We start from the raw sequence: 19,724 nt of genomic DNA, 5'->3' as shown, positions 1-19,724 counted from the left end.
CCTCCGCTCGCCCGGGGTGATGCTCGCGGCCGCGATCTGCGGCTCGACCTCGATCGCGGAACGGCGCATCGTCGAGACCGGGGACGTGGGGAAGCGGTTTGTGTCGCAGGTTGCTGGCGAATGGCGTTGGGTTGCGAGGCTGAGGTCGTGGGTGCTGCGGCGCCGCGGCGAGTGGCGCCGCCTGATGGACGCGCGTATCTCCATCCTTGTGATCACGCTCGGGATCATGATCCTCGCGCGGCCCCAGGGCCTCGACGTGGTGCGGGACTTGGTGGACTCCGCGAACAGCTACATACGCGATCCGCAGGGCTGGTGGACCGAGGCTGCCATTCGATCCTACTTCCGATGGGGCTGCTTTCTGGCCGCGTGTGTGTGGAGCGGCCTTATCGCGTGGTACTGGCCGCACCTCCTGACCCGCGCTAGGGTCTCGCGGGAGGAGCCTGCTGGCTTCCGCTGGCTGCGGCGCCTGCTCGGAATAGGACCCCTTCTGGCCGGCACCGCGGCGGTCATGGTGACGGGCTGGGAGCACCTCCGCGACGTGTGGATCGCCCTTTGCCTGTTCGCCGGCACCACCTTGGTCCTGGCCGGCTTCTTTGTGCGCCGGCGCGCCCTCGTCGAGAGGCGGCTGCGGCTCAGCTGGTGGGTCCGCCCCTCTGGGCGGCTGGCCCCCCTGCTCCGCAGGCTCGGCGGCCGACACGATCTGAGCCTTACGCTCGGCGACGAGGCCTTCGTCGGCGTGACCTTCGCCATGTCCGTGGCGGTCCTAGTCCTCTTCTCGACACCCGTCGTGCGCACGCATTTCGCCGTCGGAGTGGGCGCGGCGTCGATCGCGTTCGGGGCCGTCGGCTCGGTCATCGCCCTAGCGAGCTTCCTGCTGCTCATTCTCTTCGGGTCGCGTCTGCCGGTAGTGAGCGTCGTTTTGCTGCTGATCGTGCTGTTCAGCGCCACCAACGACAACCACGCGGTCTCGCCCGTCCCCTCCCAGCTCGTCGCGCGAAGGCCGACGCTGGACGCCGCCTTCGCCGCGTGGGAGCGCCGGACGCCTGGAGGTCCGGTGATCTTGGTCGCGACGGCAGGCGGAGCCTCCCGCGCGGCATACTGGACAGCCGCCGTTCTGCGGGCTTTTGACGATCGGACTGGCGGCAGGTTCGGCCGGCAGGTATTCGCGATTAGCTCTGTCTCGGGCGGAACGCTCGCGGCCACCGGATACGCGGCGTGGCTCGCCGACCAGCAGGTCGACGGCGCGTCCTGCCCCTACGATCCAGCCGCGCGGCTCGCCTTCGACCGCGCATTCGTGGGTGCGGACTACCTGTCGCCCGCCATCGCCGGGCTCCTGTATCCCGACCTGACCCAGTCGACGATGCCGCTGCCTGTGTTCCGCGACCGGGCGAGCTCGCTCGAGGAGGGCTGGTCGATCGGCTGGACGGATGCCGTGGGGCAGCGGCGCACGGGCTGCGCGCCGCAGGCAGGGAAGCTTGCTGCCGACTTTCTCGCGATTTGGGAGAGCTCGCTCGAGGCTGGCGGTCCCTGGGTTCCCCTCGTCCTTGCCAACGGCACGCTGGTCGAGGACGGGAAGCGCGTCATCACCGCCCCGATCCGCGTCGAGCCGGCCGTCTTCGAGGACAGCCACGACTTCGTCGACCTGTTCGGCCGGTCGGTATCCGGGGCGACGGCGATCCTGAACTCCGCCCGCTTTCCGCTGATCAGCCCCGCCGCGACCGTGCCGACGCCCGGTGGAACGCTCCATCTGGTCGACGGGGGTTACTTCGAAAACGGGGGGCTGGAGACGCTCTACGACGTGGCGCGTCATATCCGCGCCACGGTGGGGCGGTCTCGCCCCATCCTCATCATCGAGATCAACAACGACGACGACGCGCCTGGCGATCCGCACTCGGTCGACAACCTGGCCCGCTATCCAAATGAAATGGACCCAGCCGACAGCGCGGCGACGAGCCTCGGAGTGGCCCTGCCCGAGGCATCGACGCTCCGCGTTGCGGCGGGGGTGCGGTCCGTCGTCGGCGCTCTCTACGGCACACGCACTTCGCGCGGCGTGCTCGGCGCTAAGCGGCTCTCTTCCCTACGCGCGGTCGGGCTGACGGACACCTACCGCGCGACCTTCAACCTCGGGCCGCTTCTGGCGGGTCGCAAGACGGCCATGAGTTGGTCGCTGTCGCTGAGCTCGCGCAACGCGATCGACGCCGCGCTAACACGGCGACCTCCGTCGGCCGCAGGTCGCTCCGGCCGGCCGGCGACCCGGTCCGAGGCGACGGTCGCGTGCCAGCGAGCGGCCCTCAACGAGATCGCGCGCGCGCTCGGCGCCGACCCGGGCGCCCCGGAGGCTGGCTGCCCGCTGGGCTCGCACGACGCGCAGTGGGTCGGCGTCCCCCTCGGGCTCCGCGGCGCGGCCGCCCAGTAGGCGCGCGCGACGGCGCCCGTGGGCCTCGCCCGCCGACCGAAACGCGAGAGCATCCGGCGCTCGTTAGCGTCGTTGATCCATTGACCGACGCGCCACCCGCGGCGCTATCATGACGTGCATTCCGGTACGAAGATCACGCGTTGGTTCACCATCAACGGGCGTTTGTAGCGCCCTGCGCCGGTTTCCGAACAGGGGCAGCTTACCGGTGTCGAATGCTCGAAAGCAGACGGGCCGCTTACCCCCCAGCTGCAGTCGTTCAAGCCCCCCCGCTAGGCCGCCTGTATGGACGTCCACTTTTTCGCGATCGCCGGCAAAAGCGGCCATTCCGCTTTCCATCCCGGCAGGCGCTCAAGCCCCCTCCCCTGTCCGCTGAACGAACAGCGGCTTTCGCCGGCCGGTTCCCGAAAGCGGACGGCAGCTAACCACCGACGCAAGCTCGTCGGCATGCCGGACGCGCGTCCCTCGCGCTGTCACCCTCGCAGGACTGCACGGTGCGGAGCCGGCGCCATGTCCACGGCCCTGTGTCTTACCTGCGGCGGCCGCATGGTCAACGGGACCGCAATGAAGGGCCGCAATTTAGGTCGCCGATTTCTTGGGCTGCGCAGTCTATTTCACGTTGTCGTCATGACGGTGCGCAGTCAGGTCAGTGCCGAAGGTATTGCCGAGCACATCAACGCCGCCGATGCCACCGGTCATCGGCAGGCCATTAGCGGGGTTTAAAGCAGGCTCAATGGTCGTCGAGAGGCATGGCGAGGCATGCCAATCGTCGAACAACGAGGTGATGCGATCCAGCAGTCCCATGGGTCGAAGTCCTTCACCAATGAGTGCGCAGCGACGTCCATCTGCCCCCCCCCACAACGACCGTCCCCCGCGGCCGGGTTCGCGCTCGCTGACGGAGAATCGCCTCCCGACCTTTTACGCAAAGTTCAGGTCCACGTCGTTCGCCGTTGCATCCAATTGGAGGCAAGCGCCAAGCTGGTCGCAGCGTCCAACATGTGCCCGCCGGATAGTGGCGTCTGGGCCGCGCAGGCCTTCCTCTGACACGATCGCTGATCCAAAGAACACGGGGCCGAAACGGAACCGCCAGCGATCTTTGATCCTGCACAGATCGGACGGCCGATCTGCTATGCTGATGATCCTGACGGCTAGCCGGCGAGCGGCATACCGCCTCGCACCCAGTCGCTCGAAACGGCCTTCCGCGCCGGATCTTGAACGCGAAGCGGAAGCCGCCGCCGCCGAAAGCGGTTTGAAGCTTGAGAAGGCGCCGGGCGAGCTTCGCGCCCTCTAAATTCCGGTTTTACAAACGTCGTCGCTCGCGAATTGCGCTCGCCCGTTGCGACAAAGCCGGCTTCAGAGAGCCGTCGCTCTCGCGTGTCGCTTTAGCCCTCAAGCTAGCTTCTAGTTGCAGCTCCCACAGCCGCGCACGTGGGCCAATCGCTTCATAGAAGGCTTTGTAGGCGTTCGGGTACCGCCCGTGGCGGAGCAAGTAGCAGCGAAGCGACCCTGGTCTGCTGTGCCTCAGGCGATCGCAAGTAGTTCGGATCCTTGTGATGGCTATTTGATCCCCAAAGCGGGCCAAAGAGGGAACAGGCCGCGTTGGAGAGCGATTCGGAGCGGCATCGAGGCGCGCTGTCCCGCGCGCCTAAATCCCTGCAGAAAGGCGGTAATCAGGTCGTGTTCAACGCTTTGTACGCCAGCCTTATTCGCGCGTACCATGTGCTGAATTGACAGCACACCCTACGCAAGCTTCGCTTGCCGTTTTTCCCTGATTTCTGGGGTTTTCTGCCCGTTTCGAGGGCGCACCGGGTTGAACTCGTTTGCGCACCGGGTTGAACCCGTTTGAGAACTGGCAGATTTCCGCCGTTTTAACAAGTTCTCACCGGTGCGTATTCTAACCACAGCCTACGACGGCTGTTGCCAGGCCGGCCGAGAGAGAATATAGCAAAACGGTCGAAGTGCCCACCATCCTCCCTGCTAGGAGGTTGGTTTGAAACGCTCAAAGTTCGCTCGGACCGTCCGGTTCGAACCCGAGCACCTGCAGCGACTGGAACAGCTAGCCGTCGATCAAAATCGATCGATGGCCGAGATCCTGCGGTCTGCAATCATTCAGTATCTCGAGGGCCACCAGCGCTTCTCGGCCAGCGAACTGCGCCACCTTCGCGTCGCCGAATATACGCAGGTCGCGCTCGACGCGATCATTCGGGAAGAACACCCGGAGCTGCGCGATACGCTGGTGCTAGAAACGGATCGCCGCATGGAGCGATACCATGGCGCGCGATGACCCCAAGGGCATGCGGCGCGACATCCGCAACAACCGCCTGGCGATCCCGCAGGAGCACCATTCCTCCCGCGGCGATACACCCCGCAACTCGGGCAATTTCACCCGCGGTTCGCAGCTCCTGAACACCCAGGTGCTGATGTGGCTGCAGGGGGCCAAGCTGCCGGTCCTGATGTGGCTCGGCGTGTTCGCCCTCGCCTATGTCATCATCCTGTCCATCACCCTCGACGAGAACAACGTGCAGCTCATCTGCATGCGCATCCTGTCGAGCCTCTGGAACTGGGTCGCGCTCGACAATCTGAAGCAGGTCGACCTGCGCATGCCGGACAACAGCCTGCACCGCACGATCATGGGCTACGTGCCCTACGTTCCGGAGGTCGCCCGCGCGTGGGACAAGGCGGTTCGCGGGGTGCTGGGATCGATGATGATCGCCACCTGCGTGACGGTGCCGCTGGCCATCTGGTTCGTCGATTTCTCGAAGCGCCGCGGCAAGGCCATGATCCAGGAACGCCACGAGCGCGGTGCCATGCTGGTCGAGCGCAATCTGCTCTACGCTGAGATCGTCCAGCACAACAAGATTGAGTTCGTGAAGGAGGCTCAGACCCTCTTCCCCGGCAAGACCGCGAACGAGGTGCTGAAGCTGCCGTTCGGCGCGCGGAAAGCGGGCGGCATCCATCACCCTTACTACATTGCCGGCATCCCCTACCCGCACCGCCTCGAGCAGTCGCACACGATGCTGCTCGGCACCACCGGCTCGGGCAAAACCACGGCGCTGCGCAAGCACATCCAGCAGATGCGCGAGCGCCAGGACAGCGCCGTGATCTTCGACCTGACGGGCGCCTATGTGGAGGCCTTCTACGACCCCGAGCGCGACACGATCCTGAACCCGCTCGACGCGCGCTGCCCGGCCTGGTCGATCTTCAACGATTGCAGCACTTACAGCGAACTTACCGCTGCGGCCGCGGCCCTGATCCCGTCGGATGGCGGCGCGGCCGAGCCCTTCTGGGCGCTCGCCGCGCGCACCCTGTTCATCGAGATGTGCATGAAGCTCATCGAGAAGAACATGATGTCGAACCAGGCGCTGGCCGACAACCTCATGACGGCCGACCTGAAGCAGGTCCACAAGCACCTCGCCAAGACGATCGCCGACCCCATCACGGCTCCGGAAGCGGCCAAGATGGCGGAGTCGATCCGCGCCGTTTTCAACACCAACGCGCAGGTGCTCCGCTTCCTCCCCGACACCGGCCCGAGCTACTCGATCAAGGGCTGGATGACGGGCGAGAAGAAGCCTGGCTCGATCCTCTTCATCACCTCCAACTACACCGACCTCGAGATGAACCGCGCGCTGCTGACGCTGTGGTCCAACCTCGCGATCCACTCGCTCATGACGATGGCGAAAACCCGGTCGCTCAGGACCTGGTTCATGTTCGACGAGCTGGGCGCGCTGCACCGCTTGCCGGCCATCGAGAGCGGCCTGCAGACCGCGCGAAATTACGGCGGGGCGATGATCCTCGGCCTGCACTCCTTCGACAAGCTGGTGCAGGTCTACGGAGAGGAAAACGCGCGCAACCTCTCGTCGCTCGCACGCACCAAGCTGATCCTCGCCGCGGCCGATCTCGATACCGCCGAGCAGTGCGCACGGTACATCGGGAACCGCGAAATCCGGCAAATGGATGAGGGTTATAGCTACGGCTATAACAGCACCCGCGACGCCTCGACCCTGACGCCCCGCAAGCAGATCGAGCCGCTCGTCATTCCCGACGACATCACGAACCTGCCGTCGATGCACGGCTTCATCAAATTCCCCGATGGTTTCCCCGCCGCGCGCATCCAGCTCGAGTGGGAGCATTACCCCAAGGTCGCCGAGGGCTTCGTGCCCCGCAAACCGGACAAGCCGGACGACGCCCGGTCGGGTGCGCGCGGAGGTGGAGGCAAGCCGAAAGGTGGTGATGACGAAGGCGGGCGTGGGGAGTCGCTGGCGCTGACGGAGGATGAGGTGACGCCGGCGAATGAGGCGAACAACCTCGCCGCCAGCATCCTCTCGCAGCCGACCGAGGGCGAGCTGGATCGGTCGAACGACGGCCTGTCGCTCGATGCCACCGCGCGGGGCAGCAGTGACCCGCGTGCGGCATCCTCCTCGGAGCGATCCGGCGAGGAGGATCGCGACGAGCGGGCGCAGTCGATGAACGGCCAGAGCGTCACACCGCAGCCCGAACACCGCGACCGCGGCGATCGCATGTCGATGGACGAACGCTCGGAGGATCTGTCGATCCGGGAGGCACGTGACGCCTTCCCCGACGAGATCGACGACGGCCTGGGCATGGGCGACTGACATGCACTCGATCGCGAGCGTGAAGTCGGCCTCGGGCGCGGCGAAATACTTCACCAAGGACGACTTTGTCGCCGGTGCCTATTACACCGACGAGAAGGCCGGTGAGGTCAGCCTGTGGGGCGGTGAAGGCGCGGCCGCAGCCGGCCTCACCGGCACCGTCACGCAGGAGGCGTTCAGCAAGGTCCTGCACGGCGAGCTGCCGTCGGGCGAGAAGGTCGACCAGCGCCCCGGGCGCCGCACAGGCTACGACCTCACCTTCTCGGCGCCGAAGTCGGTGTCGATCATGGCCTATATCGCCGGCGACAAGCGCATTCTTGGTCCCGACGGCGCGCACACCAAGGCGGTCCAGCAGACAATGCGTTGGGTCGAGAAGAACCTCGCCGAGACGCGCATTACCAAGGACGGCAAAACCGAGACGTTGAAGACCGGCAACCTGGTCTATGCGCTCTTCCAGCACGACACGAGCCGGGCGCTCGACCCGCAGGCCCACATCCACGCGATCACGGGCAACATGACGATGGGGCCGGACGGCGAGTGGCACGCGCTGCACGCCGACAAGATCTGGGCCAACAACACCCTCATCGGCGCGATCTATCACGCCTACCTCCGCAACGAGCTGGAGAAGCTCGGCTACCAGCTGGTGGCCAGCGGGAAGAACGGTACGTTCGAGATCGTCGGCGTGCCGAAGGAGGTGCTCGACACCTTCAGCCAGCGCCGCGAACAGATCCTCGAGAAGGCAGCCGAGCTCGGCATCGTCTCTCCTAAGGGACGCGACGGCGTCACCGTCACCACCCGCGATCCGAAACTCAGCATCGAGGACCGCGACGGCCTGGTGCTCGAGTGGATGAAGGAGGCGGCCGAGAAGGGGTTCGACGGCAAGGAGCTGCTCGACAACGCGATGCGGCTCGCTGCCAAGATGGAGCAGCGTGAAGCCGCCGGTCCGATCGCGCGCAGCTACCATGCCATCGCCGACGCCGTGAAGGTCGCGCGCGAGACGGTGTCCGGCATGCTGCGCTCGCCCGATCCGCTGATTGATCGCGGCATCGTCCGCCTGTCGCAGACGCCCGGTCAGGCGGGCGCGCAGATAGCCGTCGCTTCGGCCATTCGCAGCCTCAGCGAGAACGAGGCTGCCATCGAGAAGAACCAGATCGCCAAGAAGGCGCTCAACTACAACATATCCGCGGTCACGATCGAGCAGGTCGAAGCCCGCATCGAGCAGCTGATCGAGAAGGGCAAGCTGCTGCCGGGCGAGATCCGTCACGAGGGACGGATGGTGGCAGCCGTGACGACGCCGGAGGCGCTCAGGACCGAGGAGAGGATCCTCGAGCGGGTCGAGGCAGGCAAGGACAGCGGAAAGGCGCTGGTGGCGCCCTCGGAGGCTCCGGACCGCCTGCAGGCCGCCTCCCCTCACCCACTCAACGAAGGCCAGCTCGCAGCCGCGACGCTGATCGTCTCCACCACGGACCGCATCGTCGCCGTCCAGGGCATCGCCGGTGCCGGCAAGTCGACCATGCTGCAGGCGGTCGCCCGCGTCGTGGAGGCCGAGGGGAAGTCGGTGCTCGGCCTTGCCTTCCAGAACAAGATGGTCACCGACATGAAGCAGGGCATGGCGCGGCCGGACGCCAACCCCACCCGCGAGATGTCGGTCGATCAGATGGAGGCGGCCGGTGTCAGCGCCGAGACGATCGCTCACTTTGTCTGGCACAACGAGAAGTACGCCACCAACCCGAACACGCCCGCGGCGCAGGCCCGCCGCGACGAGTTGAAGGACACCGTCATCGTCGTCGACGAGACGTCGATGGTGTCAAACGATCAGATGCTGAAGATGCTGACGATCGCGGAAGCGCTCGGCATCGAGAAGATCGCCCTCATCGGTGATCGCCAGCAGCTCCTCCCCATCAACGCCGGCAAAGCGTTCGCGATGATGCAGGCGGCCAGGATCGGCATGGCGCGCATGGATGAGAACCTGCGCCAGCAGAGCGACCAGCTGAAGACGGTGGCCGCGCTCGCCAATATCGGACGCTCCGGCCAGGCAATGAAGGTGCTCGGCGACAAGGTGGTTGAGCACGAGGATCCCGCGGCCAAGGCCTCCGAGATGTGGCTGGAGCTGACACCTGCCGAGCGGGCCGAGACCGCCATCTTTGCCTCCGGCCGCGCCACCCGAGCGGCCATCAACAAGGCGGTGCAGAAGGGCTTGCTGAATGAGGGCACGCTCAAGGGCGACGGGCTGTTCATCACCGTCATCCAGAACGTCAACCTGCCGAAAGAGGATCTCCGCTACGCGCAGTCTTACGAGAAGGGGCAGCGGCTCGAGGTAAAGGGCTACGTCGCCGAGCTCGACCTCAAACGTGGCTCGGGCGAGGTGACGCGCGTCTTCGCCAACGGGAAGGTCGAGATCCGCAAAGACGGTCAACGGATCAGGTTCGATCCGCAGAAGATCGATCCCATGATGGGCCGGGATCGCATGTCGCTCGCCACCTTGGAGACGATCAAGATCCACGAGGGCGATCGCATCCGCTGGACCGACAACGACAAGGAGCGCGGCATCGACAATGCCTCGCTGGCCACCATCACGGGGATCGAGGGCGGAAAGGTCACCGTCGAGCTGGCGAACAAGGAGAAGCTCACGCTCGAGAAGGGCGATCCGATGATGCAGCGGATGGACCTCGCCTACTCGCTCAACATGCACATGGCGCAGGGCGTGACCACCAACAAAGCCATCACGGTGATGCTCAGCTACGAGCGCAACCTCTCCAATCAGCGCCTCTTCAACGTTGGGGTCACCCGTATCCGCTTCGACCTGACCATGGTCGTCGACAACCAGCAGAAGCTCGAGCGGCAGCTGGATCGCAACCGCGGTGACAAGACCGCGTCCTTGGAGAGCCTGGGCCGCCTCGACATCGACGGCACCTCCTCGCGGAACCAGGCGGCCGACGATGCCCTGAGCGCCGCGGTCGCGTCGCTCGACCATGACGAGGTTGGCAAGACGCTCATCGACGTCGCCAGCCTCGATCTCACCGATCTGCCGGACATGGGCAAGTCGGAGACGGATTACTCCGATCCGAAGCAATTCGAGGCCGACGCGCCGTCGCTCGACCGTAAGAATGGCGAGGACCGCGAGAAGCCGGCCGAGCTGCGCAAGGATGACGAACTTGGGCTGCGGCCGCTCAATATGGACGATCTGAGCGCCCTGCCCGCGATGCCCGCGATCGCCGACCAGATACCCGGGCTGCCGCAGAAGCACCTTGGCCTGGACATGTGAGGACCGCCATGACCCTTATCGTAGAAGGCACATTGGACACCCTTCCGGGAGCACTGCTCGAGGAGCTTGTCGGGCTCGCAAGGCGTGATGGCGAGCGTGTGGTCATCATCGACACTGGCTATGATCTGCCGTCGACGATCGCCGACCAGCAGGTCGATCTCTTGCTCAACCCGGCATTCGGGAATTGGGACTTCTTCGCCGACCATCGCTCGAATGAGGATTTCGCGCGAGCCGCAGAGGCGATCACCGCCTCGCCAGACGGCGGGCTATTCTTCCACCATGTGACCGCACTGTTGGTCGAAGAGTTCCTCCACAGCGAAGCCAGCGAGCCGCATGGCAGTCTCGCCGGCGTGCGGCAGCGGGCCCTTTCGCTGCAACCCGGTCGGGTGAGATCGTGGCTGGAACGCCTCGACCTTGCATCTGGTGACGAGGCGGATCGGCTGTCGTTCTCCGTGCTCGCCTACCTGGTTCTGAGCTGTAGCTTCCAGCCACACGAGGGTAAGATGCCTCGCGTCTCGCTCCGACGTTGGCTGTCCGGCGCGGCCGGCAGTATCCTTTTCATGGCTTGCGGACCTGGTGGGCGAGATCCGATGATCGCCGCGGCGATCGCGTGCATCGTCGAGATGGAGGCAGCTAGGGGCCGGCCGGTCCATCTCGCAGGAAAGCCGGACAAGACAGGTCAGAACGTCGCGGCAAGACGCGCTCTGCAGTCGGCTGGAGGTGCCCAGTGGACCGGTCGATAGCCCTGCTTGTCGCCATCGTATGCGTCGTGGCCATCTTAAAGGCGATCGGCGCCGGCAACCTGTTCGGTCCACCGCGGCCGATTGCCAAGCGCTTCCTGACCGCGCGTGAAACAGCGATGCTGACAACGCTGGAGCGTGCCCTGCCCCATTGCCGCATCCACGCCCAGGTCGCGATGGGCGCACTGCTGCAGGTGCCGAATAACCCGCTGCGCAAGCGCAAGCTTTCGGATCGCAATGCGTTCTCGCAGAAGATCGTCGACTTCGTAGCGCAGGATCGAGCGACTGGCGCCATCCTCGCGCTGATCGAGGTCGACGACCGAAGTCACCACGCCGCTCGGGACCGCGTGCGCGACGAGATGACAGGCTACGCCGGTTACCGGACGGTCCGGATACCCGGTCGTGTCCAACCCAATTACCATGACGTCGTTGCCTTTGTGGGCCACCTCCGTGCCCCCGTCGCGGCGACGTTCACGGAACAGCCCGCGTGACGCGGCTCGTTGCCAACGACGTCACCGAAGGTGGCGAGGATCTGGCCGAGCTGGCGGCCGAGTATCGTACGCTGGCCTTCAAGGTCATGGAGCGATCGAACGTCGCCGCTGCCCATCTCGTCCTCGCAGCGGCCACGTTGGCGCCCGAGTGCCGCGAGGAGCGTGAGGTCGCCGACTTCTATGGCGAGGTGATAGCTGATTTTGCCGCCCAGCTGGCAGCAATCCACCGTCGCAGGCGCCTGCAGCAACTTCGACAAGGGGAGCAGTTTGATGGGGCTCGATGACCGTGACTACATGCGCGAGCGCTATCGAAAGCGTCAGGGCCTCGACCAAGGCGACACGACTTGGAACGACAAGAAGGCACGGCGTGAGCAGGCCGGCGCCGGCTACAAGAAGACGGTGCCGCTCGGTAGCGCCAGCTGGGTTGGCAAGCCAATCAAGATGAAGGCAAGCGGCACCGGAGGCGGTGCGTGATTCGCCGCCAAGAACCGCGGCTTCGATTATCAGAAGGGACGCTTTCGCCCTTCCCCTCCGCTCTTCAAACCGCATCCGTTTCAGGGATTGGTGCTGCTGCTGTCAGCGGTCGGCATCCTCATCCCGGCGTATCGCGAGGCAAAGAGGGCGGGCTGGTTTCCGGACAGAACACCAGAGATCGCGTTCCCCGCCACTGGGACTGTCACCGTGAGCAACGACGTGGATCCGCGCAGTGCTACCTCGCAGATGAAAGTCGCGACCGACCAGGCCAACGCCGTCGTCCAGCTTTTCAAGCGCGAGACAGACGCTCACGTCATCTCGGTCTATGTTCACCGTAACGATGATGTCACAGTGCCCGTGCCTCCTGGCACCTACCGGATGAAAATCATCGAGGGGGACAAATGGCACGGGACGACGAGCTATTTCGGGCCGTCGACGACGTACGAGACGGTCGTGCGACCGATGGTCTTCACGCGTCGGCGCGGAGCCGGCATCGATCTTCATCAATCGCCGGCCGGCACTCTCCATACGAGCATCAACATCAAAAATCCGAAGCCACTGAATTAAACCAAGGGAGGGTACAATGCACAGGACACTCGCACTCATATCGGTGCTGGCGCTGACAACGGCGCCAGCGCTGGCACAGAAGACCGGCAAGGGCGGCATCGGCATCGACGAGACCACTGAGGTGCCGCGATGCGACCGCTCGCTTGGGACCATCGCGCTGGTAGAGGAACGTGCTGCAGGCGGCACAGAGGAAGGCCTGCCGCCAGGCATAGCCGCGATGATGCGGATGGCGCAGGCGCAGAATGGCGGCAATCAGCGTGTCGACCCCCTCCCCCTTCTCAAGCTGCTCGTCGCTCAGTCGGGCTGTTTCCAGGTCGTCGATCGCGGCGAGGGGTTCGACGCTCTTCAGCGTGAGCGGCAGCTAGCTGCGGGTGGTTCGGTCGCCGGAGCGAACAACCAGGCGACGCTCAAGGCGGCCGACTACCTCTTGCAGGCGAAGGTGCTCTACTCTGACAATGACTCCGGTGGCAGCGGAGGCGGGCTCGGATCGATGTTCCCGGGCGGCCTCGGCTTCAAGCAGAAGGTGAAATCAAGCCAAACGATGCTCACCCTCGTCGAGGTGAAGACGGGCATACAGCAGGCGATCGCGACCGGGTCTGCGCGGAAGAAGGACATCTCCGTGCTTGGAGGAGGCCTCCTCAACAACGCCGGCGTCGGTGCCCTCGGCGGAACCTACACCAGCACCGACATGGGCAAGATCACCTCGCTTGCCATGCTCGACGCCTTCCGGAAGCTGACGACGCAGGCGCAGTCGCGGATCGCACCCGCGGCTGCGCCCACTCCTGCCCCAACCACGCCGACCACTGGAGCGTCACCGCCTGCGAACGGTCCGGCGGCACCGGCAGCAGTCGCGCCGAGGCAGTGAAGAGGAGGGAGGAGAGGATCGGATGGACGGTCGACACGCGGGCCTGAAGCACCCTCCCCTCCCCTTCAAACCACGGCCCCAGTTATAAGACCGCAAACTCGCAAACACGATCTGTTTCGGTCGACTGCAGATAGCTGGGCCGGCGAGGAGACACCAAAAGCGCTTAAGCACTCGGCTCAGCCCATCCCGGTACCTTGCCGCACGCTCCGCACGCTCCCGCACGCTCCGCACGCTCCCGCACGCTCCCCCCGCTTGGCCCCTTCTTTTCGATCCGTTTGCTCCGTACGCTCCGTACGCTCCGTACGCTCCGTACGCTCCGTTCGTTCCGAACGCTCCGCACGCTCCCCCTGCTCCGCCCGCTTCGCACGCTCCCCCTGCTCCGCACGCTCCGCACGCTCCCTCTGCTGCGCACGGGCCGCACGCTCCGCACGCTTTGCACGCTCCACACGCTCCACACGCTCCCCTGCTCCGCCCGTTCGGCCCTTCCCGCTCGTACGCTCCGCACGTCCCGCTCGCCTTGCCCGCTCCTCCCGCTCGGGCTCGTCCGCAAGCTCCGCAAGCTCCGCAAGCTCCGCAAGCTCCGCAAGCTCCGCAATCTCCGCAATCTCCGCAATCTCCGCAATCTCCGCAATCTCCGCAATCTCCGTAATCTCCGTAATCCCCGTAATCTCCGTAATCTTTGTAATCTCCGTAATCTCCGTAATCTCCGTAATCCCCGCAAGCTCCGCAAGCTCCGCAAGCTCCGCAAGCTCCGCGATCTCCGCCATCTCCGCCATCTCCGCGATCTCCGCGATCTCCGCGATCTCCGCGATCTCCGCAAGCTCCGGGACCTCCGCAAGCTCCGCGATCTCCGCGATCTCCGCAAGCTCCGTGATCTCCGCGATCTCCGCAAGCTCCGCAAGCTCCGCAAGCTCCGCAAGCTCCGCAAGCTCCGCAAGCTCCGCAAGCTCCGCAAGCTCCGCAAGCTCCGCAAGCTCCGCAATCTCCGCAAGCTCCGCAAGCTCCGCATGGTCCACACGCTTCACACGCTTCACAAGCTCCGCATGCTCCACGCGCCCCCCCCCCCCCTGCTCCGCCCCGTCTGGCCTTCCCGCTCAGTCCGTGCGCTCCGTACGCTCCGTACGCTCCGTACGCTCCGTACGCTCCGTACGCTCCGTACGGCTCGCATTCTCCGTTCCCCGCAGCGCCTTCGGTGCCCGCCACTCTCGGCGTGCTCCGCGCGCTTCCGGCGCTCCACCCGGGCTGACTCCTCACGCGCGCCAACTCGCAACGGCCCTGAAGTCACATAAGACTTATGTGCGAGTTGTAGAACCGGTCCGATCGAGACGGACTTCCTCTCGATTGTCGAGCTGACGCTGCGTTCGACCGAGCTGGTTCGGAGCTTTCCTGCGGCGGGAATGGAGAATCGAAGCTGTCGGGCGTGTGTCGATAGTTAGGCGAGGATACCTCGGTCTGCCTCTCGGCCACCAGGTCGGCGATGAACGCCACAAAGATTCGGCAATGTGCGCGTGCCGCTCGGACGCGAAGCCGACGTGCGCCGATTTGCCAAGCAGGGAAGGGGGCGTGCCGAGCGGACACCTCGTAAGGGCATCGGCTGTTCGTCAACCGCGCTTCGTATTGTTTCCTCGTGCTGCTGTAACCGCGCGCTCCGCTGCGGCTGCTCGAACCGCTGTGGCTTGCCGAACCGCTCGAACCGCCTTAACGCAGCGTGTCACGGGAACGTGCAAGTTGGAGGTTCGAATGCCCGTCATCACGCTGCTTTCACCCAAGGGCGGGGTGGGGAAGACTACGACCGCGCTGCTCCTCGCCACGGAGCTCGCGGCCCAAGGTGCCAATGTCATCTTGATCGACGCCGACCCAAATTTCCCCCTGTCGAAATGGGCAGCTTTGAACGGCAAGCCTGAGAACATTGATGTGCTGGAGGAGATCGACGAGGAGACTATTATCGACACGATCACCGAGGCACGCAAGCGCGCGAAGTTCGTCATTGTCGACTTAGAGGGAAGGGCGTCTGGACGAGTAACGAACGCGCTCCTCGTCTCCAACCTTGCGCTGATTCCAATTCAGGGTTCGGCGCTCGACTCCAACGAAGCAGCGCGTGCGTTCAAGAATGTTAAGCAGGTCTCGAAGCACCGTGACAAGCCGCTCAAGTTCGCGGCGGTATTGGCCAAGACCCAGGCATCCGCCCGCCTATGGCCGCGCGACCTCAAGCAAATCATCGCCGGACTTCGAGAGGCTGGCATTCCTGTGATTAGCACCGCACTGGCGGATCGTGGCGCGTTCCGCGCGCTGTTCAGCTTTGGCGGGACGCTCGCGACGCTGAAGGCAACGGACGTCGGCTCGCTCGCGACCGCCCGTGCGAATGCGGCGGCGTTCACCGTCGACGTGTTGACCCTCCTCAACGAAAAGGCATCGGCATGACCAAAGGCAGCGCTCGCCCCGGCCTCGCGAATTTCGCGCTCGACGAAGATGATGATATTCCTGTGCCGACGGCAGAACAGCGCGCGGCCGCGCGGCAGGGCGGGGAGCGGCTTGGCTTCAAGTCCGAGCCCGGCGATACGGCACCGAAGCCCGCGTCCGCGCCTCCGCCCGTCCGAGCTGCCGTCTACACCGCAAATTTTCACATCCGGACGACGCCGGAGGATCGCGATCGCTATGACGATTTCGCGTATAGGCATCGCATGAGGAAGGGGGAGGCAATGAGGCTTCTCTTGGATTTGGCTGAGGAGGCCGAGGCGGCCCGCAACAAGGCCAAATAGAAGTATCGGAGCGAAGGGAACGATCTGGGGAGCAGGGGAGGGGGCAAGCAGGCCGCCAAGATGCAACGCGCTTGCTCGTGGCGTTCTGGGCGACCCGCACGGTTGCACCCGCACGGTTACAGCGGAGATATGCGGACGGGATGCGATCGTCTGCCTGACTGATTGTCGAGGAAAGCGCCTCTCACGGCTACGGCACGTTGGAACGAACGAGCCACGCTCGAGTGGCTCACGTCGACCCGCGAGAATCCGTGGCACAGGTTCTGATCCTGAACATGAAAGCAAAAGCTGGCGCTTGCACTGGGTCAACGCGGGCCGTGCGTTTTCATCGATCGATTTGCCCGCCGATTCTTCGGCTGCAGGCGCGCTGCATGTTTGCAGTTTTGACCCGGAAGAAACCAGCCTTCCTTCATAGGGCAGGGAGGGGGGCTTGAGTGCCTGCCGAGGGTGGTAAGCGGCCTGTCGGCTTTCGGGCGAGCGTCGCGAGAAAACAGACGTCCGTTCAGGCGAAGGGGAGGGGGCCTCAACGCCCGCGGATGGTGCATTAAGGCCCGTCCGCTTACGGGCGCTGAGATGGCGTAAGCGTCCCTTCGTTCAACGGTAGCCGATCGGCAGCTACGCGCCCCAAATGACGGTCATTGCGCCTGCCGCTACAGATCCTGGAAGCCGCCGCTAGTTTCAGCAAACACCGATTTGCGTGATTGGTGGAATGCTGGACGATCCGCCGATTTTGAACGTGCTTCTTTTCCTCTCTTCCTAGGGCTACGTGGCCGAATCTAGCGGCGCCTGAGGATGCGCTTCATCGGCTTGTTCCTCGGCGGCACGACGCCGCCGCGCACGTTGATCTCAACCCGACGGCGGCCGATTATGCGGCCCCACTGGTAGACGGTGATGTCCATGGCGTGGTTGCCGTTGTAGGCGGAATGCTCGTCGGCGGTGCGCTCCGCCCCGGCGAAATGCCCGATGTCGTTCTTGCTCCAGGCGTCGTGCCCGCGGTTGCGGACGGTCCAGCGCACCGAGGCGCCGGCCGGCAGCTCGTCCGCGTTGATCAGCTCGAAGTGGATCGAGCAGTTCTTCACGATCGTGGCGATCGAGTTCACGCCATCGCGGACGTAGCTGTCGTTGTCCCTCGAGACGGCCCGGATGTAGATCCGGGGGTCAAAGGCGTAGGCCGCCAGCGCTGTGCTCTTGGCGACGGTCGCCTCGCTGCGTTCGCCGCCATTCTCGCCGTCGACGTCCTCGGGCATGGGGAAGAAGTGCTCGAAGGCCTCGGTCCAGATCTCGGCAGCGCTCTCCTCACTGGTGGCGGTATTGGCCCGCCGGGCGGTATCCTCGAACTCGCGCAGCCGCGCGACGAGGTCCTTGCTGGCATCAGCCGTCAGCCTGTTGAGGTTCTCGCCGGTGTCGGCCGGATTGGGGACCTCGGTATCGGCGTCCAGCCGGTCAGCGACCACGGTGATCGTCTTCTCCAGCACGTCGTCATCGTCGGTCAGGTCCGATCGGTCGAGTTCGCCGAACGCCTCGGCGACCAGAACGGTGAGCATGATCGACGACGGTCGCGCGGTCTCGTCCTCGATCTTCAGCGCCGCACACATCTTGGAGTAGCAAACCAGGCGCCGCAGCTGTGCGCGGTCGGCCACGTCCCCGTGCAGGTCCTTGAACCAGGTGTAGACCGCTTTGGGATCGCTCTCCTCCCATCCGCGGGTCTCGGTTGCAAGAGCGCGCCGGTCGGCGCCGCGGTCCAAATGGTAGGAGGGCACGTCGATGTGGAAGTCGGGCTTGAAGGCGATGCGGCAGCAGCGCTCCTTCGGATCTGCGACACCCGACGCGTCGTTCTCGCTGTCGTCGGCATAGTCCAGCAGCGCGTTCTGCACGAGTTCCTTGAACCCTTCGGGCTCGTATTCGCCGTCGTCGTCGTCGCCGGACCATTCGAAGTAGAGGCCGAGATCGATGTCGAATTCGGCGCCGGATTCCCACGGGCGGATTTGGGTGTCGAACTTGTAGGAGCCCTGGAGCCAGGTGCTCATCGCGTAGCCCGTGTCGTCCTTGAGCCGCGACTTCAGGAAGTCGGCCAGGTCGTTCCACCGCGCCTGCTGCGTCGCGAATTGGTCGCTGGACGGCGTGATGCGCGAGTAGAGCGTCTGGTCGGACTTGGAATGGAACAGGCGTGCGGCGCGGGACATGGGGCCTCAGATGCTCGCGTTGACGAAGGTGAATGGCGGCGCCTCGTGCGCGAGGAAGGCGCGCAGGCGGTCGTCCCCCGACACCTCGGCGAACGAGGCGCGGGCGATCGACTGCAGGTTCGTGACCGCGCCTGGCGTCGCCACGTCGAGCGCCAGCTCCCGGCGTTGCTCGTCGGCCTGACGGCGGTCGATGCGCATGTACCGGTCGTCGAGGACGTGCTTCATCATATCGTTGGTCAATGCCTGCTGCGACCCGATCATCACGTCGGTAAGCCTTTGGTTTCTTGTCCATCCCCACACCCCCAAGTCCGGGTCGAGCGAGCTGGACATGGCGAAGTCGGTGGTGGTCGTACCGACGCTGAGCACTCGGATGTCATCGCGCCGCGCGCCGAGGAACATCTCGGCCTCATGCATCGCAATCATGTCGGGCGAGTTCGCGAACATGCCGCCGTCGGCGAAGAGCTCATCGTCGATCCGGTGCGCCGGGAAGTATGTGGGCGCAGCGGAGGTGGCGAGCGCCACGTCGGCCACCTTCAGGCGCCAGTCCAACACGAAGCGCGGATGATGCCCGGTCTTGAACACCTTGGGGCCGCCCTTGGTGAGGTTCACGGCCGGAATCACGACGGGCCGGACCAGGTCCGACATGCGGGTGTCCTTGCCGACGATCTGCTCGACCGTGTCGCGCAACGGAGCGGCGCCGTAGAGCGGCTTGGGCACGTTGCGCGCGAATCGGACGAACGAGGCGGTCTTCGTCTTCGGCTGGGCTCGGGGAAAGATGTGTGGTCCATGTTCGATGAAGGCATCGCGGATGTCACTGGCCGAGCGCCCGGCGGCGAGCCCGAGCGCGATGATGCCCCCGATCGAGGTGCCCGCGATCAGGTCGAAGCACTGGTTCAGCGGCTTGCCCGACCGCTCCTCCAGCTCCGCCAGCATGGCGGCGGTGTAGAGGCCGAGGAACCCGCCCCCAGAAAGCGAAAGGATTTGAAAGGCCACGCGCACCCCCTTCTTCGAACATAGCGCGAACGCATGGGGATGCAACAGCGACCAGGTCACCGGCCGTGAGTATAGCTCACTGGGAATTATCCGCGTTGCGGATGAGTCAGCCAGAGGCGCGCACTCGGTGTGAGCGTCAGCCCGAGCATCTGAGCGCCGCCCCGCAACGCATTCTGCATTTGAGAGCTGACCAGGCGATATGAACGTTCGCTCTTAGGTCTTTGCGGTTCCACAGCTATCGGAGCGAATGTTTGCTATGGACGTCGAAGCGCCCTGACGTGACCCCCGCCTTTCATCCAGCGGCAACCAGAGACTGACCGGTGTTGTCGCGCATGAGCGCAGGTGAAGCAACGGGCGGGGTTAACCC

17 protein-coding genes are annotated in these 19,724 nt (G+C 65.0%); 13 read left to right on the top strand and 4 right to left on the bottom strand.

The window, feature by feature from the left end; translation table 11 throughout:
* Positions 1 to 19 precede the first annotated feature (19 nt).
* Positions 20 to 2,416, top strand: a complete 2,397-nt coding sequence (locus FHY02_RS21150) for a hypothetical protein (protein ID WP_183926059.1) — start codon at positions 20 to 22, stop codon at positions 2,414 to 2,416.
* Positions 2,417 to 3,022: 606 nt separating this feature from the next.
* On the opposite strand, the gene FHY02_RS21145 is transcribed toward FHY02_RS21150, so the two are convergent.
* Positions 3,023 to 3,217 carry a hypothetical protein gene (locus FHY02_RS21145; RefSeq protein WP_183926138.1) on the bottom strand — a complete coding sequence of 65 codons (195 nt, stop codon included), beginning with the start codon at positions 3,215 to 3,217 and terminating at the stop codon, positions 3,023 to 3,025.
* Between the two features lie 325 nt (positions 3,218 to 3,542).
* Here FHY02_RS21145 and FHY02_RS21140 point away from each other — a divergent pair, with 325 nt between their 5' ends.
* The 10 genes from FHY02_RS21140 to FHY02_RS21100 all read left to right on the top strand — a co-directional run bounded on the left by FHY02_RS21140 (position 3,543) and on the right by FHY02_RS21100 (position 13,425).
* Positions 3,543 to 3,704 (top strand): hypothetical protein, encoded by a 162-nt coding sequence (locus FHY02_RS21140; protein WP_183926057.1) that lies wholly within the window; start codon positions 3,543 to 3,545, stop codon positions 3,702 to 3,704.
* Positions 3,705 to 4,403: 699 nt separating this feature from the next.
* Positions 4,404 to 4,697 (top strand): ribbon-helix-helix protein, CopG family, encoded by a 294-nt coding sequence (locus tag FHY02_RS21135; RefSeq protein ID WP_183925344.1) that lies wholly within the window; start codon positions 4,404 to 4,406, stop codon positions 4,695 to 4,697.
* A 10-nt stretch (positions 4,698 to 4,707) separates the two neighbouring features.
* Positions 4,708 to 7,026 (top strand): type IV secretion system DNA-binding domain-containing protein, encoded by a 2,319-nt coding sequence (locus FHY02_RS21130; RefSeq protein ID WP_183926055.1) that lies wholly within the window; start codon positions 4,708 to 4,710, stop codon positions 7,024 to 7,026.
* A 1-nt stretch (position 7,027) separates the two neighbouring features.
* Entirely contained in the window at positions 7,028 to 10,288 is a 3,261-nt protein-coding gene (mobF, locus tag FHY02_RS21125; RefSeq protein WP_183926053.1) for a MobF family relaxase, read from the top strand.
* Positions 10,289 to 10,296: 8 nt separating this feature from the next.
* Complete coding sequence (locus tag FHY02_RS21120; RefSeq protein WP_183926050.1) at positions 10,297 to 11,031, top strand: type IV secretion system DNA-binding domain-containing protein; 735 nt, start codon at positions 10,297 to 10,299, stop codon at positions 11,029 to 11,031.
* Positions 11,016 to 11,519 carry a DUF2726 domain-containing protein gene (locus FHY02_RS21115; protein WP_311731904.1) on the top strand — a complete coding sequence of 168 codons (504 nt, stop codon included), beginning with the start codon at positions 11,016 to 11,018 and terminating at the stop codon, positions 11,517 to 11,519. Before FHY02_RS21120 ends, FHY02_RS21115 begins: the two co-directional genes overlap by 16 nt.
* Positions 11,516 to 11,803 (top strand): hypothetical protein, encoded by a 288-nt coding sequence (locus FHY02_RS21110; protein ID WP_183926049.1) that lies wholly within the window; start codon positions 11,516 to 11,518, stop codon positions 11,801 to 11,803. Before FHY02_RS21115 ends, FHY02_RS21110 begins: the two co-directional genes overlap by 4 nt.
* Positions 11,790 to 11,993: a hypothetical protein gene (locus tag FHY02_RS23165; RefSeq protein ID WP_260173052.1), complete on the top strand. Its 204-nt coding sequence runs from the start codon at positions 11,790 to 11,792 to the stop codon at positions 11,991 to 11,993. Before FHY02_RS21110 ends, FHY02_RS23165 begins: the two co-directional genes overlap by 14 nt.
* 90 nt (positions 11,994 to 12,083) lie before the next feature.
* On the top strand, positions 12,084 to 12,560 hold the full coding sequence (locus FHY02_RS23160; RefSeq protein ID WP_311731903.1) for a hypothetical protein: 477 nt from the start codon (positions 12,084 to 12,086) through the stop codon (positions 12,558 to 12,560).
* A 16-nt stretch (positions 12,561 to 12,576) separates the two neighbouring features.
* Entirely contained in the window at positions 12,577 to 13,425 is an 849-nt protein-coding gene (locus FHY02_RS21100) for a CsgG/HfaB family protein (protein WP_183926047.1), read from the top strand.
* Between the two features lie 176 nt (positions 13,426 to 13,601).
* On the opposite strand, the gene FHY02_RS21095 is transcribed toward FHY02_RS21100, so the two are convergent.
* Positions 13,602 to 14,477 carry a hypothetical protein gene (locus tag FHY02_RS21095; protein WP_183926045.1) on the bottom strand — a complete coding sequence of 292 codons (876 nt, stop codon included), beginning with the start codon at positions 14,475 to 14,477 and terminating at the stop codon, positions 13,602 to 13,604.
* Between the two features lie 688 nt (positions 14,478 to 15,165).
* Between FHY02_RS21095 and FHY02_RS21090 the strand changes: the two genes are divergently transcribed.
* Positions 15,166 to 15,846 (top strand): AAA family ATPase, encoded by a 681-nt coding sequence (locus tag FHY02_RS21090; RefSeq protein WP_183926043.1) that lies wholly within the window; start codon positions 15,166 to 15,168, stop codon positions 15,844 to 15,846.
* Positions 15,843 to 16,184, top strand: coding sequence for a hypothetical protein (locus FHY02_RS21085; protein ID WP_183926041.1), 342 nt, complete (start codon positions 15,843 to 15,845; stop codon positions 16,182 to 16,184). The genes FHY02_RS21090 and FHY02_RS21085 overlap by 4 nt, the downstream gene beginning before the upstream one ends.
* Positions 16,185 to 16,957: 773 nt before the next feature.
* Here FHY02_RS21085 and FHY02_RS21080 read toward each other — a convergent pair.
* Both FHY02_RS21080 and FHY02_RS21075 read right to left on the bottom strand, forming a co-directional pair.
* A complete protein-coding gene (locus FHY02_RS21080) occupies positions 16,958 to 18,364 on the bottom strand; it encodes a CBASS cGAMP synthase (protein WP_183926039.1) in 1,407 nt (468 codons plus the stop codon).
* A 6-nt stretch (positions 18,365 to 18,370) separates the two neighbouring features.
* Positions 18,371 to 19,417 carry a CBASS cGAMP-activated phospholipase gene (locus FHY02_RS21075; protein WP_183926037.1) on the bottom strand — a complete coding sequence of 349 codons (1,047 nt, stop codon included), beginning with the start codon at positions 19,415 to 19,417 and terminating at the stop codon, positions 18,371 to 18,373.
* Positions 19,418 to 19,724: the final 307 nt, after the last annotated feature.

This window comes from Sphingomonas sp. BK069 (assembly GCF_014193405.1).
In the GTDB taxonomy this organism is placed as follows: Bacteria; Pseudomonadota; Alphaproteobacteria; order Sphingomonadales; family Sphingomonadaceae; genus Sphingomonas.
This window is presented reverse-complemented; position numbering and strand designations above follow the sequence as displayed.